A 12,985-nucleotide genomic window follows, 5' to 3' on the forward strand; every position below is an offset into this window, starting at 1 on the left:
CTACAAGGAATAAACGTGTTTTGTAGGGCGGGTAAGCTTGCGCACCCGCCGTTTCAACCGTTCAACCGCGCAACCTGAACCACGCCTGGCTCAACGCCCCTTAATTGCTGGCGGTTTTCACCGGCGTATCGGCTTTTTTGTCGTTCCCGGCGATATACGGGCTCCACGGCTGCGCACGCACGGGCGCTTCGGTCTGCCACACCACGTTGAACTGACCATTGCCCTCGATTTCGCCAATCATCACCGGCTTATGCAGATGGTGGTTGGTGTTGTCCATTGTCAGCGTAAAGCCGGACGGCGCCTTGAACGATTGCCCTGCCATCGCCGCGCGCACTTTATCGACATCCGTCGTGCCCGCCTTCTCTACCGCCTGCGCCCACATATGAATGCCGACATAGGTCGCTTCCATCGGATCGTTGGTGACCACCGTACCGGCGTTCGGCAGCTTGTGCGCTTTGGCGTAAGCGCGGTAATCCGCGACGAATTTCTGGTTCACCGGGTTATCGACCGACTCGAAGTAGTTCCATGCGGCCAGGTTGCCCACCAGCGGTTTGGCATCGATACCGCGCAGTTCCTCTTCGCCCACCGAGAACGCCACCACCGGCACGTCGGTCGCCTTCAGCCCCTGGTTCGCCAGCTCTTTATAGAACGGCACGTTGGAATCGCCGTTAATGGTGGAAACGACGGCGGTTTTACCGCCTGCGGAGAATTTCTTGATATTGGCGACAATGGTCTGGTAGTCGCTGTAGCCAAACGGGGTGTAGACCTCTTCGATGTCTTTGTCCTGCACGCCTTTAGCATGCAGGAACGCGCGCAGGATTTTGTTGGTGGTGCGCGGGTAAACATAATCGGTGCCGAGCAGGAAGAAGCGCTTCGCGCCGCCGCCGTCTTCGCTCATCAAATATTCCACTGCCGGGATCGCCTGCTGATTGGGCGCGGCGCCCGTATAGAAGACGTTCGGCGACATCTCTTCGCCTTCGTACTGCACCGGGTAGAAGAGCAGCCCGTTGAGTTCTTCAAAGACCGGCAGCACGGATTTGCGCGAGACCGACGTCCAGCAGCCAAAGACGGCGGCGACCTTATCCTGGCTCAGCAACTGGCGGGCTTTCTCGGCGAACAGCGGCCAGTTGGAAGCCGGATCGACCACCACCGGCTCCAGCTTTTTACCGAGAACGCCGCCTTTGGCGTTGATCTCATCAATGGTCATCAGCGCCACGTCTTTGAGCGGCGTTTCGGAAATCGCCATCGTGCCGGAGAGCGAGTGCATGATGCCCACTTTAATGGTGTCGGCGGCCTGGGCGCTGAAGGCGAACCCCATGCTGATGACCGAGGCGGAAAGGGCGAAAGCTTTTAACAGAGTACGACGATGCATAAGGGTGACTCCTGATAATGGATGCTGTGTGTACGGTTAATCTGGCGTTCCACGCCGCGCCTGTTGCAGGGCGTGAAGCGTAATCTTGCGAACCTCTTTCTGGCTTTGGGCAATATGGTCGTGCAGTCGGGTCCTGGCCTCCTTCAGGTTGCGTTCAAAAATGGCGAGCAGGATCTGGCCGTGCTCGGCGTAGGTCGCGCTGATGCGTGACGCCTGGGTGAAATCCATGCGTCGCACAATGCGGATTTTTTCCGTGACCTCGCGATGCACGCGCGCCATCTCAGGGTTGCCCGCGGTGCCGACGAGCGTCATGTGAAACGCCTCATCGTGCGGCGCGACATCGCCGCCTTCGGCAAGCGGCGGCGACGCTATCCAGAATTCGCGCAGCTCGCACAGCGGCAGCGGCGTGACGTGCGCCGGCAAGGCGCAGAGCCGCGCGACGGCTTCCGTTTCCAGCACAATGCGCAGATCGTAGAGCGCCTCCAGGTGGTCGAAGTCGATCTGCCGGACCTGCCAGCCGCTACGCGGCTGAACGTCGAGATAGCCTTCTTGTTCAAGCCGGTGCAGCGCCTGGCGTACCGGCGTGCGGCTTGCGCCCATGCGTGCGGCGACGTCGTTTTCGCTGAAGCGATCGCCGGGCAGCAGCCGGAAATCGAAGATCTCCTGTTTCATCAGCCGGTAGATGCGATCGCCCTGCGCCTCCGGGGGCGCCTCGCGTTGTCGGGCGGTGAATGGCATAGCGCCTCCTTGTTGCGTTTTTCCGTTACCCGGTTTGACGTGGCGGGTGCGCTTCGCTTACCCGCCCTACGTAGCAATTGTTCCGTCTGACTGGCGGGTAAGCGTCAGCGCACCCGCCGCCAGGCATAACAAGCCCGCTCAACCCAGCCACAAAAGGGCATCGCCGGGCGCGACGGGCCGCCCCTGCTGGCAACGAATGCGCGCCACCACACCGTCTACCGGGGCATGCACCATCAGCTCCATCTTCATCGCCTCCACCACGATCAACGGCTCGCCCTGCTTCACCCGCTGGCCTGGCTCAACCAGGATCTTCCAGATGTTGCCGTTGAGATCGGCGCTCACCAGCCGCCCCTCGCTTTCTGTCTCGTCTTCAGCGTCAGGCTCATACGCGTCGCTTTCCGGCTCCTGGGTGTGCCAGTGCGCCACTTCGGCGCTGAAGGCGGCCTGCTGACGCTCGCGGAACGCGGCAATGTCCTGTTCGTTGGCCGCTAAAAAGGCGCGGTAGGCCGCAAAATCGAATTCGCTCTCTTCAATACGAATCGACGCGCGGCCCTCGCGGAAGGCGTCGCGCAGATCGTGCAGCTCTGCTTCGCTCACCGGGTAAAAGCGCACCTGATCGAAAAATTTCAGCAACCACGGCTCATCGCCGAACTGCGGGTTTTTAAGGAATTTGTTCCAGACGGGCAGCGTGCGCCCCACCAGCTGATAGCCGCCGGGCGAATCCATGCCGTAGATGCACATATACATCCCGCCGATACCGACGGTGCCTTCGGCAGTCCAGGTACGCGCCGGGTTATATTTGGAACTCAGCAGACGGTGGCGCGGATCCACCGGCACCGCGCACGGCGCGCCGAGATAGACGTCCCCCAGCCCGAGGATCAGGTAGCTCGCGTCGAATACGATGTTTTTCACCTCGTCGCGGTGCGACAGCCCGTTCGCGCGACAGATAAAATCGACGTTATTCGGCAGCCACGGCGCCTGGGCGCGCACGGTTTGCTGATACCGCTCCACCGCGCCAAGCGTCGCGCTGTCCTCAAAGGCCATCGGCAGCCAGACGATCCGGGACGGGATCTTCAGCGATTCCACATCGCCGAGCTGCTTCTCAAGGTTCATCAGCAGCGTCAGCAAGGGCCGCTGCCCGAGGCGCTGGCTGTCGTAACGCACCTGCAACGACCGCACGCCGGGCGAAAGCTCCTCGATGCCCGCGACGCCGCTCTCGCGGATCGCGTTCATCAGCAGATGCACCCGCAGGCGCAGCGCCAGATCCAGTACGTTGTCGCCATATTCGATGAGAATGTAGCTGTCGCCCGCCTGCCGCCACACCACAGCGGGCAGCCCGTTTTGCGCTGGCAGCTGCGCGAGGATCGCCGCACTCCCGGTCGCGCCTGGCAGCAGCGACGGCGTCTCGTCCGGGCGGGCGCTGACCGCGCGCAGATGGTTGCAAGCCACCTCCTGCGCCAGCTCCAGCGACTGCGCGTGTTCGATGCTTATCGGATGAAAACGAATGCGGTCGCCGGGCTTCACCTGGCCGACTTTCCACAGCTCCGCGCGGGCAATGGTGACCGGACAGACAAAACCGCCGAGGCTCGGCCCGTCGCGGGTGAGGATCACCGGGAAATCGCCGGTAAAGTTAATCGCCCCGATGGCGTATTCGCAGTCGTGGATGTTAGACGGATGCAGGCCCGCCTCGCCGCCGTCGGCGCGGCTCCACTCCGGTTTCGGGCCCACCAGCCGCACGCCGAGCCGGTTGGAGTTGTAATGCACCTGCCACTCGGCGGCGAAGAACGCATCCATCGACGCGGGGGTGAAGAAATCGGGCGCGCCGTGCGGGCCATAAAGCACGCCGATATCCCACACCTCGCCATAGCGCGGGATAAGCCCCGGCTCCGGCGTCTGAGGCGGCGAGATGGGCGCAGGCGTGGTGCAGGCGGCGAGCGCCGGGCGCGAAATCGCCAGCACGTCGCCGGGGCGCAGCGTGCGTCCGGCGTGGCCGCCGAACTGCCCGAGCGCGAAGGTGGAACGGCTGCCGAGATATTGCGGCACATCGATGCCGTTACGCACCGCCAGATAACTGCGACAGCCTGTACGGGCACGGCCCAGCGTCAGCGTCTGTCCGGCGCGGGCGGTGACCGGCTGCCAGTACGCGACTGGCTCGCCATCAAGTTCAGCGTCGCAGTCCGCGCCGGTGAGCGCGAATATGGCGTCGCTGTGAAAGCGCAGCGTCGGTCCCTGGAGCGTGAACTCAAGCCCGGCGGCCTCCGGCGCGTTCCCGACGATGCGGTTCGCCAGCCGGAAGGCGTAATCGTCCATCGGCCCGGACGGCGGCACGCCGATATCCCAGTAGCCAGGGCGGCCCGGATAATCCTGCACGCTGCTCCAGGTGCCCGGCTCCAGCACTTCAATGGCGTGGGCGCGGTAGCTCACTTCATCCAGCAGCCGCGTCCACATGGTGGCGTTTTCAAACGCCTCAAGACGGATAATCTGGCGCAGATAATCGAGATTGGTGGCGATGCCGTGCAGGCGCGTGGCGTCCAGCGCCAGGCGCAGTGTCGCCAGCGCCTGCGGGCGGTCGTCGCCGTGGACGATGATTTTGGCGATCATCGGATCGTAAAACGCGCTCACCTCCGCGCCGGTGCTGACCCAGCCGTCCACCCGCACGCCGTCGGGAAAGTACACATCGGTAAGCTGCCCCGGCGACGGCTGGAAATGTTTCAGCGGATCTTCGGCATAGAGGCGCACTTCAATGGCGGCCCCCTGCGGCGTCTGCGCCAGCCGCGCCCTGTCCAGCGGCTCGCCCGCGGCGATGTTTATCATGCATGCAATCAGATCCAGCCCCGTCACGGCCTCGGTTACCGGGTGCTCCACCTGCAAACGGGTGTTGACCTCCAGAAACCAGAAACGATCGCTCCCGGCGTCATAGATAAACTCCACGGTGCCGGCGCTGCGGTAATTGACCGATTCGCCAAGCGCCACCGCGGCGGCGTGCAGCGCTTCGCGGGTCGCCTGCGGCAGCCCCGGCGCAGGCGTCTCTTCCACCACTTTTTGATTGCGGCGCTGGAGCGAACAGTCGCGCTCGCCGAGCGCCGCCACGTAGCCTTCGCCATCGCCGAGAATCTGAACTTCCAGATGACGGGCGCGGCTGATGAATTTCTCGATGAACACGCCGTCGTCGCTGAAAAACTGCTGGCCCTGGCGCCTCACGCTCTCCCAGGCCTGCGCCAGCGAAGGCGCGTCGTCGCAGCGCGTCAGCCCGATGCCGCCGCCGCCCGCGGTGGTTTTCAGCATCACCGGGTAACCAATCTCCTCTGCCGCCTGGGTTGCTTCCTCAAGCGAGCGCAGCAGCCCGCTGCCCGGCGTCATCGGCACGCCCGCCTGTGCCGCCAGCGTACGGGCGCGGTGCTTCAGGCCAAAATCGCCAATCTGCTGCGGCGTCGGGCCGATAAACACCAGCCCCGCGGCTTCGCACGCCGCAGCGAATTCAGCCCGCTCGGAAAGAAAGCCGTAGCCGGGGAAGATAGCCTGCGCCCCGCTCGCTTTGGCCGCTGCGAGAATTTTATCGACGTTAAGGTAGGTGTCGCGCGCCGCGTCGCCGTCGAGCGCAATGGCGATATCGGCGTCGAGCACGTGCTGCGCGTTACGATCCGGCCCGGAATAAACCGCGACGCTGGCAATGCCCATTTTCTTCAGGGTACGAATGGCGCGACAGGCGATCTCGCCACGGTTAGCGATAAGCACTTTGCTGAACATGGTTTTCTCCTCAGGCGCTCTGGTGGCGGGCAAGCCAGGCTTTCCAGCCGCCCCATTCGGTGATGTCCGTGGCGCTCGCAAGCGCCTGCGGTTCGCAGATAAAGCCTTTTACGGCACGGCCGTCGGCAAGCGTCAGCGTGCCGATACCGAGCGGCGCCGGGATCTCTGCGACAAACTCACCAAAGCGTGCCAGCGGGATATCCCACAGCTCCACCGCGATGGGTTGCCCGGCGCTGGCGCGCGCCAGCCCCGGCTTTGGCGGCGTGGTGTTGGCGAGCGCATAGAGGCGATAGTCCGCCGCCGTGGTGGTTTCTTCGATAAACACGGCGTTGCGGGTCGTAAGCTGATGATTGAGCGGCATGCCGCGCAGGTGCGCGCCAACGACCGCGAGGCGCACATGGTGCGGCGACGGCGCAAAGGGTTCGGCCACCGGCAGCGCTTTAGAGGTCGCGCCGAGCGGCAGCGGCACTGCCTGCTGCCAGCGCGCGCCGAAATGCGCCAGCGCGGCGTCATGCCAGGCGGGCGCGATAAGCGTGATGCCCGCTGGCAGGCCATCGGCGCGGAAATCGCCGGGCAGCGCCAGCGCGCAGAGATCCGCCAGGTTGGTGAAATTGGTGTAGTAGCCGAAGTGCGAGTTGTAGCGCACCGGCTCCGCGTTCATTTCTTCAAGCGTATGAATGGTCGGCGAGGTCGGGACGACCAGCGCGTCCACGGTCTCCAGCACCTGCGCAATCTGGCGGGCGAGCGCGGCGCGGGTGTATTCCGCCTGCCAGGCGTCGCAGGCCGTATATTTCAGGCCGCCCTCCACGATGCCGCGCACGGTCGGGTCCATCACCTCCGGCGGCTGGTTGAGCATCTCGCCCACCGCCACGGTGCGTTCCGCCACCCACGCGCCCTGATAGAGCTGCTCCGCAAGCTGGCGAAACGGCGTGAAATCGACCGGCACCAGCGTGACGCCGAGCGCCTCAAGGCGCGTCAGGCTCTGGCGGTACGCCGCCTCGCTGCGGGTGTCGCCATAAAATTCAGGCGCGTCGGGCACGGCAAAACGCGGTTGAGCGGGCAGTCGCGCGGGCGCGGTGCGCGGGTTGGTGCGCGAGTAGGCATCGGTGGCGTCATAACCGCCCGCAAGGCATGCCACCTGGAGGGCATCGGCGGCGCTAAGCGCGAAGATGGAGACGCAGTCGTTCAGGCGGCACGCGGGCACTACGCCGTGATTCGACAGCCAGCCTTTGGTGGGTTTGAGGCCGACAATGTTATTAAAACCGGCCGGGACGCGCCCGGAGCCCGCGGTGTCGGTGCCGAGCGCGAAAGCGACCAGCCCGCGCGCCACGGTTGAGGCCGAACCGGCGCTGGAGCCGCCGCTGACATACGCCGGGTTAAAGGTATTGGGCACCGCGCCGTACGGCGACCGGGTGCCGACCAGCCCTGTCGCGAACTGATCCAGATTGGTTTTACCCAGCACGATAGCGCCTGCGGCTTTGAGTTTCGCCACCACGGTGGCGTCCTCCTGCGGCGTGTACGCAAACGCCGGGCACGCGGCGGTGGTGGGCAGCCCGGCGACGTCGATATTGTCTTTCACCGCAAACGGCACGCCGAAGAGAGGAAAATCCGCAAGGCTTTTGCCCGCCGTCAACGCGGCGAGCAGCGGCGCGATTTGCGCCTCAAGATGCGCCGCGCTGGCGCGGGTGATCCACGCCGGATCGTTATTCTCTTCATCAGTAAAAGCCGCGGAATAAATTTCCGTAATGCGCGTCGGATCGTCCTGATATTCCCTGCGCCACTCAGCAAGCGTCAGAGGCGTAAACAGCGGTGAACTCGGTGACATAACTGGCATCCCATCTGGTATACAAGATGGGAGTTATTTAGCAAAGGGAATGCCAGTTTTTAAAATTCCTTATATTTCAATCTATTGAAAATATTTTATTGAATATGGAGAGTGAGTTTAATTAACAGGACGGGGTTTTCGATAATAACCACGATCGCGATGGTGCAACGGTGCGTCATAAATGTGCAATGAGGGGGAAATAATTAAAGATGATGATGAAAGAGAGCAGGCATCATTTTTTGCGATGGTTTCAGTGGGCGGGTTTTAATGGTGGGGTAGGAATGGTGGGTGCGCTACGCTTACCCACCCTACGATGAGGATGGCGTTTTGTTGGGCGGGTACCGCCACAGGATGAGGGTGAATTTCTGTAGGGCGGGTAAGCAAAGCGCACCCGCCACAGGATGACGGTGAATTTTTGTAGGGCGGGTAAGCAAAGCGCACCCGCCGTTTACATCAAAAACCCCGCCTTACCACACTTCGCTGGCAACCTTCGTCACGAGGCGCACTTTTTCCCACTGCTCGGCTGGCGTAATGCTGTTGCCCTCTTCGGTCGAGGCAAAACCGCACTGCGGGCTTAAGCAGATCTGGCTGATATCGACATATTTCGCCGCCTCTTCCAGCCGCGCTTTAATCAGCTCCGGGTTCTCCAGCTCGCCGTTTTTGGTGGTGATTAGCCCCAGCACCACCTGCTGTTTGCCCGGACGGATAAAGCGCAGCGGCGCGAAGTCGCCGGAACGATCGTTATCATATTCCAGGAAAAACGCATCAATGTTGACGGTGCCGAACAGCACTTCGGCCACCGGCTCATAGCCGCCTTCGGCTATCCAGCTGGAACGGAAATTACCGCGGCAGACATGCAGCCCGATGGTTAAATCCTCCGGCTTGCCTTCCAGCGCCTGGTTCAGCACGCGGGCATAAATGCGCGCCAGCTCGTCCGGATCGTCGCCGCGCTCACGGATTTGACGACGCTGCTCGTCAGAGCACAGGTACGCCCAGACGGTATCATCCAGTTGCAGGTAGCGGCAGCCTGCGTCGTAAAAGGCGCGGATGGCGTCGCGCCAGGTCGTGGCGAGATCGTCGAAATAGTCTTTCAGATCCGGATAGACGTTACGGTCGATGGCCGCTGCGCCGCCGCGAAAATGCAGCACGCTCGGGCTCGGGATGGTCATTTTCGGCTCAGCATTGCCGCTGACGCTTTTCAGGAAGCGGAAATCTTCAAGCATCGGGTGGTCGCCAAACGCCACTTTGCCGGTCACGCGCACGCTCTGCGCTTTGGTCTGAATGCCGTTGAACTGAATCCCCTGATTCACTTCCACCAGCTCCACGCCCTGCAGCGCGCCGAAGAAATCGAGATGCCACCAGGCGCGGCGGAATTCGCCGTCGGTCACCACATGCAGGCCGCAGGCGCACTGCTGCTCGACCGCATGGCGAATGGCGTCATTTTCGATGTTGCGCAGATGCGCAGCATCTATCTCCCCTGCCGCAAACTGCTGGCGGGCCTGCTTAATGGCATCCGGGCGTAAAAAGCTGCCGACGATATCGGCTCGAAACGGGGCATGTTGACGTTGCATGGGATTCTCCTCGTAGCCTGCCGTGATGGTCACGTCAGGTGATAGTTCAAAATTTGAATTTTTGGCCGTCTGGATGGCTATATGTCCAGAGAGTCGCACGTCGCCCTGCCTCTGGCAAACGAGGAAATTTCATGGGTGTTGAAAAAAATTCATGCAGGAATAAAAAATCCCCACCGGGGTGGGGAAAACGAAAGGCACAAACAAGGGTTATTTTTTCTCAGACGCGGTATTGCTGTCTACAACGCCAGGAATGTCTTTGATGTCGCCTTTGAACTGCCCCTTCAGGGCATCGACGCCGCTCTGCGGCTTCGCGATTTTTTCAAGATCGGCGCGCGAGCGGCGGATCTCTTCAGTATTCACGCCCAGCTTTTTATCCCGCTCGGACACCATCTCCGGCTTCGCCTCGCCGTCGCGGTTAAACGACCAGGCGAGCATCGGCGGGCCGAGCGGCAGCGCGTCGCCTTTATCACCCAGTCCGCCGGTATGCCAGACGTGCCAGGTTTTGCCATAGCTGTTCATTTTATCCTGCATCAGGCGGTGCTCCACCGGCGCCGGAATACCCGGTGCGATAAGCTGCCCGCTGAGGATTTCGCCGTTGTGTGGATGCCAGTACTGTTTTTCCTGCTCCGGCAGTTCATTAAAGAGTTTTTCAGAGATGATATATTCTAAGCCATTCATTCTGGCATCTTTAGAATTACCGTCAAATAAGACGCACTGAGCGAAATCCTGATTAACCTGATGGCAATAATGATGCGCTTCCATCTGTTTTTCCGGGATCTCTTTCATCGGATGAAAGCCTACCAGATATATATCAAATCCTTTTAACGGGGCGTTGCTTTGCAATACCGCCGAGCCGGTTTCCAGTAAATTGGTCGTCGTGCTTTTATCAGCACCCGGCGGCGTATCTTTTTCTGCCTGCGCTAAAAAGGCGACAGAAAGAAGCGGCAGCAACGTTATTTTTAATGCGCGTTGTAATTTCATAATGTAATTAAATAAATAAGAGGTATTTACGTCATGCGCAACGACCTCCGGTATGAGCATTAACCCATACCGGAGAGACGTTATGTCGGGCGCATGCGGCCCGCCGGTCCGTCAGGAAGACGAACGGCTGCTGCTTTTGCCGCCTTTACGGCCAGCTTCTGCTGCGCGCTCGCGGTCATTTTTAAAATTCCCGCCGCTGTTCTGACCGCCTTTACGGCCGGCTTCAGAAGCGCGTTCACGATCCTCAGCAAAATTACCTGAACCACCACGATGTTGAGCCATAATATTCTCCTCGGATAAGCAGAGATAATTTAAACCGCGTCCTCACAGTGCGAACGCAGAAGTAACTATAGGCAGGCATCCCCGTTTCGCAAGTCACATTAGCCACCAGCAAGTATTTTGCCGTTACGTTCTGTACGATATATCCCGTGTTGCGCTTTTATCTCCTGAATAGCAAAGGATTTTCTGTTCCAGCGCCTTCGCTTAATAAGAAAAATCTTAAAAGAAAGCGTTAATTATTTTAGTGCCGCTGTCAGGACTATTATTTATCTGCGAAGTGTCGTTCGTTGATTTAATTTCCGCCGAGGAGTGATTAATGAAACAGAAATGGTACTGCTGCCCCACCATGAAGTTAAAAGACCGGTTTATGGTGCTCATTATGGGACAGGATGTGTTTCTGCTGTTCCGTAAAGGCGGTTCGCTGAGAAAATCCCGCGACTGGCTGGCACGTGAAAAGGCCAATTTTATTCCTTTAGGGTAAGACGCTGCGTTTTTCTGGTTGCAGACGAAAGCGCTATCTCGTTTAATATGTAGCGCTTTTGTTAACCCCTTGTGAGTATCATGATTGTTCGTCCCCCACAGCACTGGTTTGCCCGACTTTTTGTCTGGCATGGCTCCGTATTAGCCAAAATCTCTACGCGTCTACTCCTTAATTTCCTGCTTTCAGTGACGGTAATTTTCTTCTTACCGTGGTATGAGGCGCTGGGAATAAAGCTCACCACCGCGCCATTCAGTATTCTCGGCGTGGCGATTGCGATTTTTCTCGGCTTTCGTAATAGCACCTGTTTCGCGCGTTTTAATGAGGCGCGTCAGATATGGGGCCAGTTGGTTATCCACTGTCGCTCGCTGCTGCGCACCGCTCGCACCCTGATGCCTGATAATGCCCAGGAGCTGCACCATCTGGTGAATTTAGAAGTGGCGTTCTGCCACTGCCTGCGCCTGACGCTGCGCCGCAAAAAGCTCGATAACGTGCTTGACCGCTATCTCACCCGTAGCGAAATGGCGCGCGTGATGCACAGTAATTCGCCCTGTAATACGATTTTACTTATTATGGGCGAATGGCTCGCCGCGCGGCGCAACGGACTTTCCGATATTCTGTTCCAGACGCTCGACCAGCATATTAACCAGCTTTCGGCAGTACTGGCGGGCTGCGAGCGCATCGCCAATACCCCGCCGCCTTTCGCGTATTCACTGATGCTGCACCGCACGGTTTATTGCTTCTGCATTATGTTGCCTTTCGCGCTGGTGACCGATCTGCATTTTATGACGCCATTTTTGTCAGTATTTATTTCGTACACGTTTATTGCGCTGGATACGCTGGCGGAGGAGCTGGAAGATCCGTTTGGCACCGAAGATAACGATCTGCCGCTGGACGCGCTTTGTAATAATATTGAAATAGACTTGCGTGAAATGAATGACGAGCCGCAGAAACCGGTGAAATTATTGCCGAACCGGCATTATCAGCTCACCTAATGAATATTCATATTCACTACGAATAATGAATAATGCGCAGTAAATGATTAGCAGGGTAGACGAAGTATGTTAGCGTAGACCCTGTTCTCTTCTTCCTTTCGTTTCTTCTGCTGAAAGGGCCACTCCTCTCCTGTTTTGTATAGCAGCTGGCATTTAAGGATTCGCCATGTCTCATTTCACGATCGAAATGCTCTCCGATCAGTGCGGAGTTAGCATGCCTAATTTACGCGCGTGGCAGCGGTCAGGATTACTGCAGCCCATGCGCGACGACAGCGGTCGACGCTATTTTGACTACAGCCATCTGATGCGCATTCACGCCATCCTGAAATGGCTCGATCGCGGCCTGCCGCTGGATGAAATCTCCCGTATCCTGAAGGGTGAAAAAAGCGCGCTGGTGAGCCAGTGGGAAGTGTGGCAGGAACAACTGCTCGCGACGCTTGAGAAAACCAGCATGGAGAAAGGCCGCGCGCTCCTGCGTAAAATGGGTCGCGAACTGCCCGCCGCGATGCTGCTCGATAAAGTCGTCCAGCCGCTACGCCTGTGGCTGAACCACGGCCATACCAGCGCGCAGCTGACCCGTCGCGCGCGCTTTGACACGCTGATTATTGAGTACGCCACCTTTCTGATGCAGGCGCTGCGCAAGCGTCCGGCGTCCGGGCTGGTGGTGATGGCGATGAACAGCCACGATCCGCTGAACGTCTGGCTGGAGGCGATTCGCTTCTCCGGCGAAGGGTTTCGCATTGATGTGATGCATCAGCCGGTGCCGTTGCCCGATCTCACGCAGTTCGCCGCCGATCACTATCTGGTGTATAGCGATGTGCCGCTGACCCCCGCCCAGCTTGCGCTCTGGCAACAATGGCAGCTTGACGGTATGCCGCTGTTCAGCGCCGGGGCTGGTTTCGCGGCCGCGCCTGAACTGCCGGATGCGGCCAATCTTCCTGACGAGCCGCTCCGCGAAGAAGCGCGCTGAGCGCGTCTGTCGCAAAACGGTTATCGGAC

The 12,985-nt window shown here is 59.7% G+C and carries 10 protein-coding genes; 3 read left to right on the plus strand and 7 right to left on the minus strand.

Annotation, left to right across the window (positions count from 1 at the left end; genetic code table 11):
• Positions 1 to 100: 100 nt before the first annotated feature.
• From urtA to AACV31_RS10685, 7 genes are all read right to left on the minus strand, one after another.
• Positions 101 to 1,372, minus strand: a complete 1,272-nt coding sequence (gene urtA / locus AACV31_RS10655; protein WP_007761357.1) for an urea ABC transporter substrate-binding protein — start codon at positions 1,370 to 1,372, stop codon at positions 101 to 103.
• A 36-nt stretch (positions 1,373 to 1,408) separates the two neighbouring features.
• Positions 1,409 to 2,110: a GntR family transcriptional regulator gene (locus tag AACV31_RS10660; protein ID WP_165154026.1), complete on the minus strand. Its 702-nt coding sequence runs from the start codon at positions 2,108 to 2,110 to the stop codon at positions 1,409 to 1,411.
• Between the two features lie 138 nt (positions 2,111 to 2,248).
• A complete protein-coding gene (uca, locus tag AACV31_RS10665; protein WP_165154028.1) occupies positions 2,249 to 5,857 on the minus strand; it encodes an urea carboxylase in 3,609 nt (1,202 codons plus the stop codon).
• Positions 5,858 to 5,867: 10 nt separating this feature from the next.
• Positions 5,868 to 7,682, minus strand: coding sequence for an allophanate hydrolase (gene atzF / locus AACV31_RS10670; RefSeq protein ID WP_165154030.1), 1,815 nt, complete (start codon positions 7,680 to 7,682; stop codon positions 5,868 to 5,870).
• Positions 7,683 to 8,149: 467 nt separating this feature from the next.
• Positions 8,150 to 9,253, minus strand: a complete 1,104-nt coding sequence (locus tag AACV31_RS10675) for a cobalamin-independent methionine synthase II family protein (RefSeq protein WP_032806515.1) — start codon at positions 9,251 to 9,253, stop codon at positions 8,150 to 8,152.
• Positions 9,254 to 9,460: 207 nt separating this feature from the next.
• Positions 9,461 to 10,234: an OBAP family protein gene (locus AACV31_RS10680; RefSeq protein WP_165154032.1), complete on the minus strand. Its 774-nt coding sequence runs from the start codon at positions 10,232 to 10,234 to the stop codon at positions 9,461 to 9,463.
• A gap of 111 nt (positions 10,235 to 10,345) precedes the next feature.
• Positions 10,346 to 10,516: a general stress protein gene (locus tag AACV31_RS10685; protein WP_004386224.1), complete on the minus strand. Its 171-nt coding sequence runs from the start codon at positions 10,514 to 10,516 to the stop codon at positions 10,346 to 10,348.
• Positions 10,517 to 10,829: 313 nt separating this feature from the next.
• Between AACV31_RS10685 and AACV31_RS10690 the strand changes: the two genes are divergently transcribed.
• From AACV31_RS10690 to AACV31_RS10700, 3 genes are all read left to right on the plus strand, one after another.
• Positions 10,830 to 10,994: a hypothetical protein gene (locus AACV31_RS10690; protein ID WP_007671379.1), complete on the plus strand. Its 165-nt coding sequence runs from the start codon at positions 10,830 to 10,832 to the stop codon at positions 10,992 to 10,994.
• Between the two features lie 80 nt (positions 10,995 to 11,074).
• A complete protein-coding gene (locus tag AACV31_RS10695) occupies positions 11,075 to 11,986 on the plus strand; it encodes a bestrophin family protein (protein ID WP_161577801.1) in 912 nt (303 codons plus the stop codon).
• A gap of 166 nt (positions 11,987 to 12,152) precedes the next feature.
• A complete protein-coding gene (locus tag AACV31_RS10700) occupies positions 12,153 to 12,956 on the plus strand; it encodes a MerR family transcriptional regulator (protein ID WP_075199456.1) in 804 nt (267 codons plus the stop codon).
• Positions 12,957 to 12,985: the final 29 nt, after the last annotated feature.

Source organism: Cronobacter sp. EKM101R (assembly GCF_963888145.1).
Taxonomy (GTDB): Bacteria; Pseudomonadota; Gammaproteobacteria; order Enterobacterales; family Enterobacteriaceae; genus Cronobacter; species Cronobacter turicensis.